Raw genomic sequence first — 15,832 nt, 5'->3', positions numbered from 1 at the left:
TTTACCCCTTATAGCCTAATGCCATTTTCTCTTAAAGATTCAGCTAAAACTGCAATAACACCATGATATACATAACCATTTCTATCAAAAACAGCTTGTTCTATCTTTTTAGTTTTTAAAGTTTTAGCAAATTCAGCAGCGATTTTTTTAGCGCCTTCTTTATTTGCTTTAACGCCAAGTTTGCGTCCATCAACTGCTGCTAAAGTTACAGCTTTTGCATCATCAATCGCTTGGATATATAGAGTTCTGTTCGATTTAAATACAGAAATTCTTGGAAAATTTTCACAACCTGAAATTTTCGCTCTAATTCTTTTTTTTCTTTTGATTCTTAAAGTTAGTTTTCTTTTTAATACATTTGCTCTCATATTCTACCCTTACTTCTTAGATGTCTTACCAGCTTTGCGGATAATGCGTTCATCAGAATACTTAACGCCTTTTCCTTTATATGGCTCTGGTGGTCTAAATTCACGAATTTGAGCAGCAACTTGACCTACAACTTGTTTATCACTTCCTTTAACTGTAATAGTATTTTTATCCACTACAATTTCAATTCCTTCTGGAATATCATAATTAATAGGATGAGAAAAACCAAGGCTTAGTTCTAAAACTTTACCTTTTAAAGCTGCTTTATAACCAACTCCATTGATTTCAAGAGTTTTTGAAAAACCTTGAGTTAAACCTACAACGATATTGTAAGCTAAAGCTCTGTAAGTTCCCCAATAAGCTCTACTTTGTCTATCTTCACCTTTTGGAGAAAAAAGAATATTATTATCTTTAATCTCAACATTTACATTTGCTTTAGTATCAAGTTCTTTTGCCAAATTTCCTTTTTTAAATTTAAGCAAATTTCCTTCTAATTTTACTTCTACTCCTGCTGGAATAGCAATCGGTTGTTTACCTATACGAGACATATTTTTCCTTTTTATTTGTCTAGGATATTTCTACTTTTTTAAAAGAATGGATACCCAATGCCATAAAAAGCAGATTTTTTACCAAATAGTACATAAAATTTCGCCGCCAACACCTGCTTTATAAGCTTCATCATTAGCTAAAACGCCACGACTTGTGCTAACTACGATAGTACCATAGCCGTTTTTAAAACGCTTGATTTCATCTTTACCTTTATAAACACGACGACCAGGCTTAGAAATTCTTTTAAGCTCATTGATAACACTCTTACCTTTTTCATCGTATTTTAAAACTACATTGATAAATTTCTTTTTATCTTCTTCAATAACATTAAAACTCTCAATATAGCCCTTAGCTTGAAAAATTCCAACTAAAGCTTCTACAACTTTAGAATGTAAAAGCTTGGTTGTTTCAAGCTTTCTCATTCCTGCATTTCTGATACGAGTGAGTGAATCTGAAATAATATCATTTATCATATTTTATCCTTACCAACTTGCTTTCTTAAGGCCTGGAATCAAACCTTCATTGCCCATTTTTCTTAAGCAAACTCTGCAAATTCCAAAATCTCTATAAACCGAATGCGGACGCCCACAAATTTGGCATCTCGTATAAGCTCTAACCTTAAATTTAGGCTTGCGTGCCGCTTTTGCAATCATTGATTTTTTAGCCATCTTACTTTCCTTTTGTAAATGGCACACCGATAAGTTCTAATAACTTTTGTGCCTGTTTGTCATTTTGTGCTGTTGTAACTATAGAAATATTCATACCATGAGTTCTTAAAATTTTATCATACTCCACTTCTGGGAACATCAACTGCTCATCAAGACCGAAGTTATAGTTTCCGCGTCCATCAAAACCATCTCTACTTAAACCTCTAAAGTCTTTCACCCTTGGCAAAGCAATAGAAATTAATTTATCAAGAAAAGCATACATATTTTCTTTTCTTAAAGTTACCATTACACCCACAGGAAAACCTTCGCGAACTTTAAATCCTGCAACTGATTTTTTAGCTTTAGTAATCACAGCCTTTTGTCCTGCAATTAAAGAAATAGTATCTGCAACATTTTGCAATATTTTTTGATCTTTAGCCAACTCACCAGCACCTACGCTGATAACTACTTTTTCGATCACAGGGATAAGCATAGGATTTTTAATATCAAATTCTTTAACCAATGCAGGTTTAATGCTTTGATTGTATTTTTCTTTTAATCTCATCATCGCTTACTCCTGAACTTTTGCCACATTGGAAATATCCATTGGCATTTCTTTATTGATAAAACCACCATTTGGGTTTTTCTCACTCGGCTTAATAGCTTTTTTAGCGATTTTACATCCTTCAACTACCACTTTAAGTGTTTTTGGATATACCGCTAAAACTTTACCTGTTTTACCTTTATCATCGCCTGTGATAACCTTAACGCTATCACCTTTTTTGATTTTTAATTTAACCGCCATTATAATACCTCCGGTGCTAGTGAAACGATTTTCATAAAGCCACCATATCTAACTTCTCTGCCCACTGGCCCAAAGATACGAGTTCCGATAGGCTCTCTTTTGTTGTCAAGAATAACCGCAGCATTTTCATCAAAACGAATCAAAGAACCATTATCTCTATGAATTTCTTTTTTAGTTCTAACGATAACCGCTTTTACCACTTGACCTTTTTTAACTTTTCCATTTGGTAAAGCTTTTTTAACAGATGCAACGATTACATCACCTACGGTAGCGTATCTTCTTTTGCTACCCCCTAAAACCTTGATACACATTAATTCTTTTGCACCGCTATTATCAGCAACTGCAAGTCTTGTAAAACTTTGAATCATTACTCAACTCCTGTAGCTAATACAGATTTTAAGCGAAATGATTTTCTTTTTGAAAGTGGTCTGCATTCTACTGCAACAACAGTATCACCCACTTTAACTTCATTTCTCTCATCATGAATTAGATATTTTTTAAAGCGTTTAACAATTTTTCTATATCTTGGATGAACCACTTTTCTTTCAACCAAAACACTTGCGGTTTTTTCACCAGCGATTTTAACAACAACGCCTTGAATTTCTCTTTTAAATGCCATTTTCTCTATCCTTATCTTAAAGCGTTAATTGCTGTATTTATTCTAGCAATGTCTTTTTTTACTTGGCTAATCTCTTTTGGATTAGTAAGTTGCATTGTTTTTAGCTTTTGTTTTAAAGTGAATAAAAGCACCTTTTTTTCTTTTAGCATTGTTGCAAGCTCAGCTGCTGTTTTATCTTTAATCTCAGTATATTTCATTTTGGCTCTCTCTTGTAACAAACTTAGTTTTAAATGGAAGTTTATGCATAGCTAAAGTCAATGCTTCTCTTGCCATTTCTTCGCTTACTCCTGCCATTTCATAAATGATACGGCCTGGCTTGATATTCATTACCCATTCCTCAACAGCACCTTTACCTTTACCCATACGAGTTTCTAAAGGTTTTTTTGTCAAAGGCTTATCTGGGAAAACTCTAATCCAAGTTTTTCCTTGTCTTTTAACGAAACGAGTTAAAGCAATACGCGCTGCTTCGATTTGGCGTGAGTTAATGCGTCCTGCTTCAGTTGCTTTTAATGCAAATTCACCAAAAGTAAATTCTGTTCCACGATTAGCATAACCTCTGTTACGCCCTTTCATCATTTTGCGATATTTAGTTCTTTTTGGCATTAACATGATTATTTACCCCTTCTTGTGCGTCTTGGCTTTTTAGCTGGAGCACTTTCTTCAGTTTTTTCAGGTTGCATACCTTTGTGTAATACCTCACCTTTAAAGATCCATACTTTAACCCCTATATTTCCATAAGTAGTTCTAGCTTCTGCAAAACCATAATCGATTTTTGCTCTTAAAGTATGAAGTGGAACGCGTCCTTCAAGATACCATTCTGTTCTTGCCATTTCAGCACCGCCTAAACGACCAGAAACTGAAACTTTAATCCCTTTAGCGCCTGCTTTTTGCGCGCCTTGAATTACTTTTTTCATTGCTCTTCTAAAAGCAATTCTTTTTTCAAGTTGAGTTGCAACACTTTCAGCAGCAAGTTGAGCTGAAGCTCCTGCTTTTCTTTCTTCTTTGATATTGATATTTACATCTTTACCGATTAAATCTTGCAATTCTTTTCTTAAATTATCAACATCACTACCTTTTTTACCGATGATGATACCTGGTCTTGCAGCAACTACAGTAACGCGAAGTTTTTTAGCAGTTCTTTCTACTAAAATTTGGCTAATTCCTGCGTAATAAAGTTTTCTTTTTAAGAAAGCTCTGATTTTGTAATCTTCACCGATATTTTCTACTAAATTTGCTTTAGTTGGAAACCATCTTGATTCCCAGTTTCTATTGATTCCTAGTCTTAGACCAATTGGATTAACTTTTTGTCCCATTAGCTTTCCTTTTTCGCTGTTGCTTTTTTAGTGCTTGTTGTTTTTTTAGCTGGAGCTTTTGTTGTAGTAGTTTTTTTAGCTACTGCTTTTTTCTCTTCAGCTTTCACTTCTGCTTTTGCCACTTCTACTAAAATATGTGAAGTTGGTTTTCTAATACGACTTGCACTTCCTCTAGCTCTTGGTCTAAATCTTTTCAACACCGCAGCTGCATCCACGCGACAACTTTTTACAACCACTTCGTTTGCTTCAAAGCCACCATTTGCTACTGCACTTGAAATTGCGTTTGCGATATATTTTGCACCTTTATTTGGCATAAATTTTAAACTAGCCATAGCTAATTCTGCATTCATCCCCTGAACTTCCTTAGCAATCAATCTTGCTTTAGTTGGAGATAATCTTATGAATTTAATTAATGCTTTACTCATATCTTATCCCTTACTTACCAATTTTCTTTTGCACAGAGCCTTTATGCCCTTTAAATGTGCGTGTTGGAGCAAATTCACCAAGCTTATAACCGATATGATTTTCAGTAATATAAACTGGAATAAAGCTTTTACCATTATGAACATTAAATGTAAGTCCTATCATATCAGGAGTAATTGTGCTTCTTCTTGACCAAGTTTTAATTGGTTTATTATCATTAGCCTTTTTAGCAGCGATGACTTTTTTCATTACATGATCATCAACAAAAGGACCTTTTTTTAGTGATCTAGCCATCTTACTTTCCTTTTCTTCTTGAAATTATTAGCTTATCGCTAGCTTTTTTACGACGAGTTTTCGCACCTTTGGTTGGTTTACCCCATGGAGTTACTGGATGACGGCCTGAATTTTTCTTACCTTCACCCCCACCGTGCGGGTGATCTACTGGGTTCATAGCAGAACCACGAGTTTGTGGACGGATACCTCTATGGCGATTTCTACCTGCTTTACCGATAGTTACATTAGCCCATTCTTCGTTACCTACTTCGCCGATACTTGCCATACATTCAGCTAAAACTTGTCTCATTTCGCCGCTTGCAAGTCTTAAAATAACATATTTTTCTTCTTTACCCATAAGTTGTGCGTAAGCACCCGCAGAACGAATCATTTGACCGCCTTTACCTGGCTTTAACTCAACATTATGAACAATAGTACCCACAGGAATGTTTTTAAGTTTCATTGCGTTACCTGGTTTAATATCAAGTCCGCTTTCAGCAGCTGCAACAATATCGCCAACGCTTAATCCACGTGGTTGAAGAATATATCTTTTTTCCCCATCTTTATAAGCAATCAAAGCAATTCTACAATTTCTATATGGATCATACTCGATTGCTTCTACTTTGCCTTCTATACCAAATTTACGGCGTTTAAAATCAATAATTCTGTAAAGTTTTTTAGCACCCGCTTCTTTATGACGACTTGTAATTCTTCCATAGCTATTACGACCTGCGTGCACTGGAAGTTTAACAAGTAGTGAGCGCACACTTGGTTTAGCTGTAATATCTTCAGAACTTAAACCTGTGATATATCTTCTACTTGGAGTATATGGTTTATAAGTTTTAATTGCCATCTTAAGCCTCCGTATTTTCTAAGCTAACACCTTCAGGTAGCTTAACATAGAATTTTTTGTAATCGTTTCTTTGACCTAAACGACCTCTAAAACGCTTAACTTTTCCATCCATTCTTAATGAATTGATGCTTTTTGGAGTTACACCAAAATACTCTTTTAAAACCGCTTTTAAGCCTGTTTTAGTCATCTTTGGTGAAGTTTGAATAACTACGACACCTTGCTCTTGCAAATTCAAACTTTTTTCTGTGTAAAGTATAGTCTTTATATCAGTAATATCTGCCATAATTATCCCTCTTTTGTAATAGATTCTAACGCTGATTTTTCTATGATAACAGCATTAAATACAGATACTAAATAAGCATTTACTTCAGTTACATCAACTACATAGCAATTTGCTAAATTTCTGTAAGCTAAAAGTGTTTTTTCATCTAGTAAATCTTTAACGATTAAAGCATCTTTGACGCCAAGTTTTTTAATCACAGCGTTTGCATCTTTTGTTTTACCACTTTCAATAGCCAAAGAATCAGCAGTAAATAACGTACCTTTAGCTGCTTTATCTGCTAAAGCTCTTTCAAGCGCCAATCTTTTTTGTTTTTTATTTACTTTTTGAAAGTAGTTTCTTTCATTTGTTGGACCAAAAGCAACCGCACCGCCTACCCAAACGTTAGTTCTTGTTGAACCCGCTCTAGCACCGCCACGACCTTTTTGTCTCCAAGGTTTTTTACCACCACCGCTTACATCACTTCTACCTTTAGTATGAGCTGTATTTGCTCTTAAACTTGCAAGGTAAGATTTTACATATAAGTAAAGATTGTGTGGATTTACTTCCGCATATTTTGAAGGTAAATCAAGTTCACCTGCTTTTTCTAATTTATCATTTAAAACAACTACTTTACTCATTTTGCAATCCTTATTTTACCCATAGCACCATTATAACCTGGTACTGCACCCTTAACTACTAAAATTTTGTTTTCAGAATCATAAGATACAACTTCGTTTTTAACGGTTACTTTAGTATTTCCATAGTGTCCTGCCATTTTCATACCTGGTTGAACACGACCTGGCCATTCTCTATTACCAATAGATCCGTGGCGTCTATGAAATCTCGAACCGTGACTTGCTGGACCCCCTGCAAAGTTATGTCTTTTCATAACACCGCTATAACCTCTACCTTTGGTGTTAAAGCTTACTTTTAAAATTTTTGCTTCATTTAATGGAGTTTCATCTAAATCTCCTGCTTCAGTATTTGCTACTTCTAAAGTCGCAAATCTATTGTATTCTGCAGAAAGATTATACTTTTTTTGTTGTCCTGCGACACATTTATTACTTGCTTTACCTTTTGGATATGCTACTAAAGCCTTTCCGCCTTCAACTTCACATACTTTTGCATTTACAACTCTTAGTAAAGTTACAGCGATACTTGGATTAGTAATTGTTCTGCTCATTCCGATTTTTTCTACAATATATTCCATATCTTATCCTTACTTACCCATAGCTCTTACTTCAACGCTTACTTCTGGCGCTAAATCAAGCTTAGTTAAAGAATCAACTGTATCTGGAGTCGCTGCTACTATATCTAGCATACGCGCGTGAATTCTTATCTCAAACTGCTCACGAGAATCTTTGTTAATGTGTGGAGATTTTAAAACTGTATAGCGTTTGATTTTAGTAGGCATTGGTATCGGACCTCTGATATCCGCACCTGTTCTTTTAACAGCTTCTACGATTGCTGCAACTGTTCTGTCTAGTACTCGATGGTCATAAGCTTTTAGCTTAAGCCTAATTCTTTCCATAATATTTCCTTTAAAAAGAACTCGTTAGTTAAAAACTAACCAATTTATAAAAATTGAAATGAGAGTATATAAAATCTTGTTTTCAAAGTCAAGGAATTTGATGAAATTTTTCTATTATTTTCCTTTTAAAAAGGATAATAATAATAGAATTTTTAGAATTTAAAAATTATCATTATTTTTTAAATTTTTGTATATAATGATCAATACCTTATTTCATTAAATTTCAAAAAATCTCTTAATTTTTCATATTCGCCATTTTCTAAATAACGGTGTTTTCCCGCCTTTAACATACCAAGATCTAAAGCCCCAAAAGCAACACGCTTAAGATCCATAACCTCAAGATCAAAATGTCCAAAAAAGCGTCTAAGCTCTCTATTTTTACCTTCATTTATAACCACTCTAAGCTTAGTATAGCCTCCACTTGATCCAAAAATTTCAAAGTCTATAAAAGGAGCAAAACTCATAGAGGTAATTTTAGTTTTTGCATGCGCGCCTTTTTTTTCATTTTTAATCTCAAGTCCATTTTGCATGGCTTCGATGACTTGTTTGCTCACCGTGCCTTTAACTTTAAGGTAGTATTCTCTTTCTAAATCGCTATGCATTAAAGCATCGGCAATCACAGGAGAATCTGTAAGCAAAAGTAAGCCTTCACTTGCATAATCCAGCCTGCCTACGCTAAGCCAAGTACTAAATTGTCTTGGCAAGGTATCATATATAGTTTTTCTTCCACGATCGTCTTTTTTACTGACAATTTCACCTTTTTGTTTATGGTAGATTATCACGCTAAATTGCGTTCTTTTTTGTACTCTTTTACCTTTAACAAAAACTTTATCATCAAATTTAACTTCATCGCTTAAAAGGGCAATTTTGTTGTTTATTTTTACTAAGCCTTGTTTGATAAGTTCATCGGCTTCACGGCGTGAATAGCGGGTGTTATGGGATATAAATTTATTAATTCTCATTTGATCTTCCTTAAAAAGGGCGTTTTTGCCCTTTTTTACATTACAAAAATAGTTGGAACTATGGTTGGGTATTTTTTAATCTTTCTAAAGATGTGTTTTCTTAAAACTTGGCGGATTTGATTTTCTAAAAATCTTGGATCATTGAGTACTTCATCTTTAACATTGATGAAAAATTGTCCTAAAACTTCAGCCATATCTTTGCTAAAAGCATGATCGTGTTTGTCAGCTACTAGCCCATAGCTAAATACTCTTGGTTTGTTGATCAGTGTTTTTGTAGCTTTGTCAATTTGTGCGATAATAACTACTATACCACTATCTGCAAGTTTTTGGCGATCTATAACTACATCATCGGCGATTTGTTTGTTGATTTGATTATCTACAAAAACTTTACCTGTTTTTACGGTTTTTATGCGTTTGACATATTTTTGGCAAAGTTCTACTTGATCGCCATCACTCATAAGATAAATATTTCTTTCAGGGATACCGCACTTCATTGCTGTTTCTTTGTGTTTGGTGATATGGTTGTATTCCCCATGAACCGGTAAGAAAAATTTAGGTTTAGTAAGAGTTAGCATAAGCTTTTGCTCTTCTATACTAGCGTGTCCGCTTACATGAATTTCACTAAATTCTTGATACGCTACTTTAGCTCCTGCTTTTAAAAGATAGTCAAGCACTGCAGAAACGCTTGCTTCATTTCCTGGTATAGCTTTAGCTGAAATGATTACTTGATCTGTAGGTTTGATTTTTATAAATTTATGCTCATCTGTTGCCATTCTATAAAGCGCACTCATAGTTTCACCTTGACTTCCTGTAGTTACGATAAGCACTTCATTGTCTTTATATTTGCTTACTTCATCAGCATCGATGAAAATTTTTCTATCAAGTTTGATATAGCCTAATTCCATAGTAGTATAAAGATTTCTTTCCATAGAACGACCGATCACACAAACTTTTCTACCGTATTTTAAACCATAAGTGATAGCTTGATAAACGCGGTGGATATTAGAACTAAAAGTACTCATGATCACCCTGCCTTTGGTACGTGCAAAGATTTGATCAAAAGTTGGCCCTACAGAGCTTTCACTTTTTGTATAACCTTCTTTGTACGAATTTGTACTATCGCTTAAAAGACATAAAACCCCTTCTTCTCCATAATGTGCCAAACGTCCTAAGTCTGTTGGATAGCCATCGATTGGAGTTTGATCAATTTTAAAATCACCTGTGTGGATAATCGTTCCTGCTTTTGTTTTGATCGCAAGTGCTGAAGCATCAATGATAGAATGCGTGATGTGGATCCACTCTATATCAAATTCACCTATTTCATAAACTTTACGTTTTTCTACAGGACGAAACCATTTGCGTTCTGCTTTTAAGCCATGTTCTTCAAATTTGTTTGAAATCATTCCTAAAGCCAAAGGTGTAGCGTAGATAGGAAATTGAAATTCTTTAAAGAAATAAGGCACCGCACCGATATGATCTTCGTGTGCATGAGTGATCACTATACCGCGAATTTTATCTTTAATTTTTCTTACATAGTCAAAATCAGGGATGATAATATCTACCCCATGCATAGTCCCATCTGGAAAACTCATACCTATATCTACTATAATTGCGTCTTTATTGGTTTCAAAAACACTGATATTTCCACCGATTTCTCCTAAGCCTCCTAAAGGAGTGATGCGGATTTTATGTTCGCTAGAATTATTATATTTTAAGGGGTGTAAGCGGTTTTCATGTGAAACACGGTTAGCTTCTATACATTCTGCAAGAGCGATTTGCCAATCTTCATTGCCTGTGAGTTTTGAAGGAAGATTACGATTTTTCTTCTTTTTTTTCTCAGTTTTATTTTCTGAGTTTTCAGAATTTTCCTTGTTAGAATTTTGATCGATTTTTGGAGTATCGTTTTCATTTTGCAAAGAATCAGCTAATTTTTTTCTACGATTTTTATATTTATAGCGTTTATTGTTTTTTGAATTTGAGTTCGGATTTTGTTCATTTTTATTTATCTCTTTGTTTTCGTCCATATTCATCCTTTAATTTGTCATAAATTTTAAGGTATGAATCAACGCAAATTTCATGTGGTCTGATGTTTTCTTTTAAGCCAAGAGTGCTTAAAACTTCTAAAACTTTTGCTTTATATGTTTTTAAATTTCCTAAGAGTTGTTTTCTAGGAGCTTTAAAACAGTCTTTTAGAAAATTTTTGAAATTTTCTATTTCGCAAAGTTCATCAAAATCCTTAGTTTTAATCAAACTCATCACCGCTGACATAACTTTTGGCGGCGGATTAAAACATTGTGGATCAACATCAAAAAGCATTTTTCTTTCGCAAATCATTGCACTTAAAACACCTAAGGAAGAAAACTCACTATTTCCTTCTTTAGCGCAGAATTTTTCAGCCATTTCTTTTTGCACCATTACAATAAGCCCTAGACAATTTTTATCTTCTAAAGCTTTTAATATAATGTGACTTGCAACATAATAAGGCAAATTTGCAACCAAAAAATATGGTTTTTCATCAAGACTAGGATTAAAAGCTTCGCTTGCGTCTTGATGGATCAAGTTAAATTTTCCACATTCAAGTTCTTTTTGAAATTTCTTTTTTAAAATAGGTATGAGATCATTATCGATTTCATAAGCTTTTACTTGAGAAATTTTTAAAAGTTCTTGCGTTAAATCACCTAAGCCAGGCCCAATCTCAATGATATTGTTCATCTCTTTGGGTATGGCTTGGATGATTTTTGCTAATACGCTTTTATCGATTAAAAAATTTTGTCCGTATTGTTTTTTTGCTTTAACCATAAGAAATAATTTTATCTAAAAATTCTTAATTAAGTCTTTTTAGGTAGAATTATTTTTTGTAAAATTTCATAAGGATCAAAATGATTGTTTGTGCGGGTGGAAATGAAAATTTTTCTTTTGCAAAAGCTATAGGCATAGGTTTGGTTGAATCAGCTTTTCATTTGAGTCAACTTTGCTTCAAAGAAAAACCATCAAAACTTATATTTATAGGAACTTGTGGGCTTTATGATAAGGGAGAGATTTTAGAAATTTATAGAAGTTCGCACGCTTTTAATGTAGAATTTTCTAAAATTTCACATGCATTTTATACTCCTGCAAAATATGAAATTTGCTTAGAAAAAGAAAATGTTTCTCGTGAAACAATAAAAATCAATTCTTCAAATTATATTTGTCAAAATTCAAAAGCAGCAAAAGAATTTTCAAAATTAGGTTTTTTTGCAGAAAATATGGAAGCCTTTTCTGTTTTGAGCGTAGCTAAAAATTTAAATATTGATGCAGAGTGTATTTTGTGTGCAACAAATTTTTGCAATGAAAACGCTCACGAAGATTTTATAAAAAATCATCAAAAGGCAAAAGAAAAATTAGAAGAATACTTAAAAAAATATCATTATATTTAAAAATTCAAAAAAGGAAAATAATTTTGAAAGAGCTTGTTAATATTTTAGATTTTTTACCTGAAGAATTAGGAGAAAAAATCAAACCGATGTTTCGCGTGAAACAAATTTATCAATGGATTTATCAAAAATACGCCAATAATTTTTCCGATATGTCAAGTTTATCAAAAGATCTACGTTTAGAACTTGCGCAAAATTTTCATTTCTCTCCTGTAAAATGTGTTAAAAATGAGCAAAGTAAAGATGGAAGTATAAAATATCTTTTTGAACTCGTTGATGGTTTAAGGGTAGAAAGTGTGCTTTTGCCTATGAAAAAAGAAAAAATAGACGCAGAAGGCAAAAGAATTTCTCATGCAAGATACACTATCTGTGTTTCTTCTCAAGTGGGTTGTAAAAGTGGATGTAGTTTTTGTCTTACTGCCAAGGGTGGTTTGAAAAGAAATTTAAGCGCAGGGGAGATAGTCGGACAAATTTTATGGATCAAAAAACAAAATAATATCCCTTATGAACGCCGTGTAAATATAGTATATATGGGTATGGGCGAGCCTTTGGATAATCTTAAAAATGTTTCTAAAGCGGTAAAAATTTTAGCACAAAATGAGGGGCTTGCCATAAGTCCCCGCCGTCAAACCATCAGCACTAGTGGTTTAGCAAAACAAATCAAAGAATTAGGTCAAATGAACTTAGGTGTTTTACTTGCTATATCATTGCACGCGGTTAATGATGAGCTTCGAACCGAACTTATGCCTATCAATAAAGCTTATAATATCGCTGCGATTATGGATGCGGTGCGTGAATTTCCTACAGATCAAAGAAAAAGGGTGATGTTTGAATATCTTTTAATTGATGGTATCAATGATAAGCTTGAACACGCTAAAGAATTAGTCAAGCTTTTGAATGGTATTAAAGCCAAAGTGAATTTAATACTCTTTAATCCACATGAAGGAAGTTTATATAAACGCCCTAGTTTAGAAAATGTGATTAAATTTCAAGATTTACTCAGCAATAAAGGTGTAACTTGCACTATAAGAGAAAGTAAAGGGCTTGATATCTCAGCTGCTTGTGGACAGCTTAAAGAAAGGGCAAAAGAACAATGACAATACTAGATATTTTTGAAATCGTTTTTATAACAGCTGTTGTGATTATAGGTTTTGGTGGAATTGTTTTTGTAGTAACAAAAGAAAAAAAATAATTATTACATTTAATGGTGTCAAGGGGGAGACTTGAACTCCCGACCTCCGGCTTATGAGACCAGCGCTCTAACCAGCTGAGCTACCCTGACTAAAATAAAAATATAATTATACTACTTTTTACTAAAAATTTTCTGATTTTTTTAAAAAATAATTTTATTTTCAATATTTAAAAAATTTCTTTATTTTTAAAGCTTTTATAGATATAATGAACGCTTTATTTCATAGACAGGTGTCCGAGCGGTTGAAGGAGCACGCCTGGAACGCGTGTAAAGTGCAAGCTTTCGAGGGTTCGAATCCCTTCCTGTCTGCCATTCTTATTTTTAATATTTAAAATACTATTGTTTTGTCAAAAGTTATTTTATTGTTTATAAATTATTAAATTTTTGATAAAATATTAAAAATTTTATTTATTAGGTTTTTTATAATGCTACAATCAAGACTTTTGATGAATTTAAAAGGAATAGGAATATCTTTTATACCAAGATATTTTTTTCAAATAAATTTAGATAAAATTTTTAATGATATTTTAAAATACAATATTAAAGACTTAGAAGAAATACAAACTCGAGTTAAATATTATAATCAAATAGATGAATTTTTTACACCTACAGCAAAGGAAAAAATAGGAAAATTTCCTTTTAAAAGCACCTCTTATGCTTTTGATGCTTATGAAATCAGTAAATACTTTAAAGATGAATTTTTATGGAATAAAGAATTTGGCGATGTAAGACATACTTTTAAAGAAGCAACTATTTGCAAATCGAGATCTTTGGAAAATAATATAAATAATATTTTATTAAAACTTGATAAAAATAGGCACTTTTGCTTTTTAAAAGATAACATAAACTATGAAAATAAAAAGGATATAGCAATATTTAGAGGAGCAGTATATCAAAAACATAGAAAAGAATTTTTTGATTCTTATTTTGGTAGAACTTTTTGCGATATAGGAGATACTTCAAAACAACCTAGCCAATGGAAAAAAACTTTTTAAACAAAAAAGAACAAATGAAATATAAATTTATAATTTCTTTAGAGGGTAACGATGTAGCAAGCAACTTAAAATGGGCTATGAATTCTAATTCTTTAGTTTTAGCTCCAAAAATAACTTGCGAAACTTGGTTTATGGAAGGAACTTTAAAACCAAATTATTACTTTGCTTTGATTGATAATGAGAATTTGTCAGCAGTAATTGAATATTTTAAAAGTCGCCCAAAAGATGCATTGGAAATTATTAATAATGCTCATCAATATATTAAGAAATTTTTAGATAAGAAAAAAGAATTCCATATAGGAATTTTGGTTTTGACCAAATATTTTTATTATTCTAGACAACTTGAACTTAACAAAAAAAGAGATATTTTAGAATTAATCAAATAGTAAAATTACTCTCATTAATTCTCTAATTTTTCATAAAAAATAAATCTTTTTATACATTTATCACAGCTTATCATTTTTGGCAAAAATATATGGGTATTGTTAAATTTGGGAAAAATGGTTTTGTGCTTACATCGAATATAGATGAAGATGCGGAACAAGGTGGAGAAATAACTTATTATGAAAAATATTATTATAATTTTGAAATCGTAGGCAATATCCATGAAAACAAGGAGTTATTAGAAGTTAAGGAGTGAAAATTTTATAATATAATACTATATAATATAATATTGATTATCTTTGGAATAAAAGGAGAAAAAATGAATAACAAAAGAAAAGTTAGGGAATTTCTGTCTTATATGGAGAAATATCTGTTTTTTGTATTGGGTTGGTTAAATTAATAGAAAAATTGATAAAATAAAAAAAATATTCTATCATTATAAAAAATAGGAAAAGAAAATGAATTTAAAAGATGTTCTAAAGGAAATTGATATTCTAAAAGATTTTTTGAAAGAACACAAACTAGCTTTTGAAACTAAAAAATCACTAGAAGAAGATTTTAAATTAAGATATACAAATGATTCTAATGCAATCGAAGGGAATACACTTACCTTATTTGAAACAAAAGCAGTGCTTGAAGGTATGACTATTGCAGGAAAAAGTGTAAAAGAACACTTAGAAACCATAAACCATTCACATGCTATTGATTTTATGTTAGAACTTGCAAATGCTAATACAATTTTAAATGAATTTGATATTAAATCTTTACATCAAATTATTTTACAAACAATTGATATAAAGAATGCTGGAGTATATAGAAAGGCTAATGTAGTGATTAGCGGTGCAAAACATATTCCACCTGATTATTTGAGTATTGATTTTGAAATGAAAAACTTTTTAAATTGGTATGAGAATGAAGCACAAAATTTACACCCTATTATTAGAGCTTCAAGAATACATATTGACTTTGTTAGAATACACCCATTTATTGATGGTAATGGAAGAATGTCAAGGCTTTTAATGAATTATGAGCTTGTTAAAAATAATTATCCACCTATCAATATTAAGTATTCTTCAAAAGAAGAATACTTTCAAGCTTTGGAAGAAGCTTGTTATTATAAAAACTTTGAAAAATTTGACACAATAGTAATAAAAGAAGTTAAAAATGAACTAGAAAAAAGAAAACATTTCGCTCTAAAAAATGAAAAAAATGAATATCAAGAAAATTTAAAAGATAAAATAAGAAGGA

General features: G+C 32.2%; 28 protein-coding genes and 2 tRNA genes. 8 read left to right on the top strand and 22 right to left on the bottom strand.

All coding sequences use genetic code 11. The annotated features are described in order from the left end of the window. Positions 1–8: 8 nt before the first annotated feature. The 21 genes from rplR to rsmA form a co-directional block, all read right to left on the bottom strand. Positions 9–365, bottom strand: coding sequence for a 50S ribosomal protein L18 (gene rplR / locus AJ887_RS05750; RefSeq protein WP_044778598.1), 357 nt, complete (start codon positions 363–365; stop codon positions 9–11). A 9-nt stretch (positions 366–374) separates the two neighbouring features. Further along, entirely contained in the window at positions 375–911 is a 537-nt protein-coding gene (gene rplF / locus AJ887_RS05745) for a 50S ribosomal protein L6 (RefSeq protein WP_004305835.1), read from the bottom strand. A gap of 78 nt (positions 912–989) precedes the next feature. Next, positions 990–1,385, bottom strand: a complete 396-nt coding sequence (gene rpsH, locus AJ887_RS05740; protein ID WP_002860830.1) for a 30S ribosomal protein S8 — start codon at positions 1,383–1,385, stop codon at positions 990–992. 9 nt (positions 1,386–1,394) lie between these two features. Continuing rightward, positions 1,395–1,580: a type Z 30S ribosomal protein S14 gene (locus AJ887_RS05735; protein WP_002851478.1), complete on the bottom strand. Its 186-nt coding sequence runs from the start codon at positions 1,578–1,580 to the stop codon at positions 1,395–1,397. A 1-nt stretch (position 1,581) separates the two neighbouring features. Next, positions 1,582–2,127 (bottom strand): 50S ribosomal protein L5, encoded by a 546-nt coding sequence (gene rplE / locus AJ887_RS05730; RefSeq protein WP_070284951.1) that lies wholly within the window; start codon positions 2,125–2,127, stop codon positions 1,582–1,584. Between the two features lie 3 nt (positions 2,128–2,130). Continuing rightward, a complete protein-coding gene (gene rplX / locus AJ887_RS05725; protein WP_002779437.1) occupies positions 2,131–2,364 on the bottom strand; it encodes a 50S ribosomal protein L24 in 234 nt (77 codons plus the stop codon). After that, positions 2,364–2,732 (bottom strand): 50S ribosomal protein L14, encoded by a 369-nt coding sequence (rplN, locus tag AJ887_RS05720; RefSeq protein WP_002779438.1) that lies wholly within the window; start codon positions 2,730–2,732, stop codon positions 2,364–2,366. Before rplN ends, rplX begins: the two co-directional genes overlap by 1 nt. Beyond that, on the bottom strand, positions 2,732–2,983 hold the full coding sequence (gene rpsQ / locus AJ887_RS05715) for a 30S ribosomal protein S17 (protein WP_002851549.1): 252 nt from the start codon (positions 2,981–2,983) through the stop codon (positions 2,732–2,734). Before rpsQ ends, rplN begins: the two co-directional genes overlap by 1 nt. Positions 2,984–2,994: 11 nt before the next feature. Continuing rightward, positions 2,995–3,180 (bottom strand): 50S ribosomal protein L29, encoded by a 186-nt coding sequence (gene rpmC, locus AJ887_RS05710; RefSeq protein ID WP_002851566.1) that lies wholly within the window; start codon positions 3,178–3,180, stop codon positions 2,995–2,997. Beyond that, positions 3,167–3,592 (bottom strand): 50S ribosomal protein L16, encoded by a 426-nt coding sequence (rplP, locus tag AJ887_RS05705; RefSeq protein WP_002779441.1) that lies wholly within the window; start codon positions 3,590–3,592, stop codon positions 3,167–3,169. The genes rpmC and rplP overlap by 14 nt, the downstream gene beginning before the upstream one ends. A 2-nt stretch (positions 3,593–3,594) precedes the next feature. After that, entirely contained in the window at positions 3,595–4,296 is a 702-nt protein-coding gene (rpsC, locus tag AJ887_RS05700) for a 30S ribosomal protein S3 (protein WP_002851138.1), read from the bottom strand. Then, a complete protein-coding gene (rplV, locus tag AJ887_RS05695) occupies positions 4,296–4,721 on the bottom strand; it encodes a 50S ribosomal protein L22 (protein ID WP_070240241.1) in 426 nt (141 codons plus the stop codon). Before rplV ends, rpsC begins: the two co-directional genes overlap by 1 nt. Positions 4,722–4,731: 10 nt before the next feature. Continuing rightward, a complete protein-coding gene (gene rpsS / locus AJ887_RS05690; RefSeq protein ID WP_002851509.1) occupies positions 4,732–5,013 on the bottom strand; it encodes a 30S ribosomal protein S19 in 282 nt (93 codons plus the stop codon). A gap of 1 nt (position 5,014) precedes the next feature. Continuing rightward, complete coding sequence (gene rplB, locus AJ887_RS05685) at positions 5,015–5,845, bottom strand: 50S ribosomal protein L2 (RefSeq protein ID WP_002869292.1); 831 nt, start codon at positions 5,843–5,845, stop codon at positions 5,015–5,017. 1 nt (position 5,846) lies between these two features. After that, a complete protein-coding gene (locus AJ887_RS05680; protein ID WP_002856384.1) occupies positions 5,847–6,128 on the bottom strand; it encodes a 50S ribosomal protein L23 in 282 nt (93 codons plus the stop codon). A gap of 2 nt (positions 6,129–6,130) precedes the next feature. Then, complete coding sequence (gene rplD, locus AJ887_RS05675; protein ID WP_070240243.1) at positions 6,131–6,745, bottom strand: 50S ribosomal protein L4; 615 nt, start codon at positions 6,743–6,745, stop codon at positions 6,131–6,133. Then, on the bottom strand, positions 6,742–7,317 hold the full coding sequence (rplC, locus tag AJ887_RS05670; protein ID WP_070240244.1) for a 50S ribosomal protein L3: 576 nt from the start codon (positions 7,315–7,317) through the stop codon (positions 6,742–6,744). Before rplC ends, rplD begins: the two co-directional genes overlap by 4 nt. 9 nt (positions 7,318–7,326) lie before the next feature. Continuing rightward, complete coding sequence (gene rpsJ, locus AJ887_RS05665) at positions 7,327–7,638, bottom strand: 30S ribosomal protein S10 (protein ID WP_002779353.1); 312 nt, start codon at positions 7,636–7,638, stop codon at positions 7,327–7,329. A gap of 200 nt (positions 7,639–7,838) precedes the next feature. Then, entirely contained in the window at positions 7,839–8,600 is a 762-nt protein-coding gene (locus AJ887_RS05660) for a pseudouridine synthase (RefSeq protein WP_002853086.1), read from the bottom strand. Positions 8,601–8,635: 35 nt separating this feature from the next. Further along, entirely contained in the window at positions 8,636–10,630 is a 1,995-nt protein-coding gene (locus AJ887_RS05655; RefSeq protein ID WP_079264877.1) for a ribonuclease J, read from the bottom strand. Further along, on the bottom strand, positions 10,599–11,399 hold the full coding sequence (gene rsmA / locus AJ887_RS05650) for a 16S rRNA (adenine(1518)-N(6)/adenine(1519)-N(6))-dimethyltransferase RsmA (RefSeq protein ID WP_002937496.1): 801 nt from the start codon (positions 11,397–11,399) through the stop codon (positions 10,599–10,601). Before rsmA ends, AJ887_RS05655 begins: the two co-directional genes overlap by 32 nt. An 80-nt stretch (positions 11,400–11,479) precedes the next feature. Between rsmA and AJ887_RS05645 the strand changes: the two genes are divergently transcribed. From AJ887_RS05645 to AJ887_RS05635, 3 genes are read left to right on the top strand one after another with little or no spacing between them, the layout of a single operon-like run. Then, the gene (locus AJ887_RS05645; protein WP_002859707.1) at positions 11,480–12,016 is read left to right on the top strand and encodes a purine-nucleoside phosphorylase; all 537 of its coding nucleotides are present in this window, start codon (positions 11,480–11,482) and stop codon (positions 12,014–12,016) included. A gap of 23 nt (positions 12,017–12,039) precedes the next feature. Next, a complete protein-coding gene (rlmN, locus tag AJ887_RS05640; RefSeq protein ID WP_070240246.1) occupies positions 12,040–13,110 on the top strand; it encodes a 23S rRNA (adenine(2503)-C(2))-methyltransferase RlmN in 1,071 nt (356 codons plus the stop codon). Next, complete coding sequence (locus AJ887_RS05635) at positions 13,107–13,205, top strand: hypothetical protein (RefSeq protein WP_070240248.1); 99 nt, start codon at positions 13,107–13,109, stop codon at positions 13,203–13,205. The genes rlmN and AJ887_RS05635 overlap by 4 nt, the downstream gene beginning before the upstream one ends. A gap of 13 nt (positions 13,206–13,218) precedes the next feature. Here the strand turns inward: AJ887_RS05635 and AJ887_RS05630 are convergent. Then, positions 13,219–13,295: transfer RNA gene (locus tag AJ887_RS05630), tRNA-Met, on the bottom strand. A 134-nt stretch (positions 13,296–13,429) separates the two neighbouring features. On the opposite strand from AJ887_RS05630, the gene AJ887_RS05625 reads away from it, so the two are divergent. The 5 genes from AJ887_RS05625 to AJ887_RS05615 form a co-directional block, all read left to right on the top strand. Continuing rightward, a tRNA-Ser gene (locus AJ887_RS05625) sits at positions 13,430–13,517 on the top strand. A 113-nt stretch (positions 13,518–13,630) separates the two neighbouring features. Beyond that, positions 13,631–14,200, top strand: coding sequence for a hypothetical protein (locus AJ887_RS10420; RefSeq protein WP_251988532.1), 570 nt, complete (start codon positions 13,631–13,633; stop codon positions 14,198–14,200). A 14-nt stretch (positions 14,201–14,214) separates the two neighbouring features. After that, complete coding sequence (locus tag AJ887_RS10415) at positions 14,215–14,586, top strand: glycosyl transferase family 90 (protein WP_251988533.1); 372 nt, start codon at positions 14,215–14,217, stop codon at positions 14,584–14,586. An 89-nt stretch (positions 14,587–14,675) separates the two neighbouring features. After that, entirely contained in the window at positions 14,676–14,840 is a 165-nt protein-coding gene (locus AJ887_RS09890; RefSeq protein WP_079860130.1) for a YopX family protein, read from the top strand. 202 nt (positions 14,841–15,042) lie between these two features. After that, a partial coding sequence (locus AJ887_RS05615) for a Fic family protein (protein ID WP_070273939.1) occupies positions 15,043–15,832 on the top strand: 790 nt, incomplete at its 3' end.

The sequence above is a fragment of the Campylobacter sp. BCW_6466 genome, assembly GCF_001762835.1.
In the GTDB taxonomy this organism is placed as follows: domain Bacteria; phylum Campylobacterota; class Campylobacteria; order Campylobacterales; family Campylobacteraceae; genus Campylobacter_D; species Campylobacter_D jejuni.
This window is presented reverse-complemented; position numbering and strand designations above follow the sequence as displayed.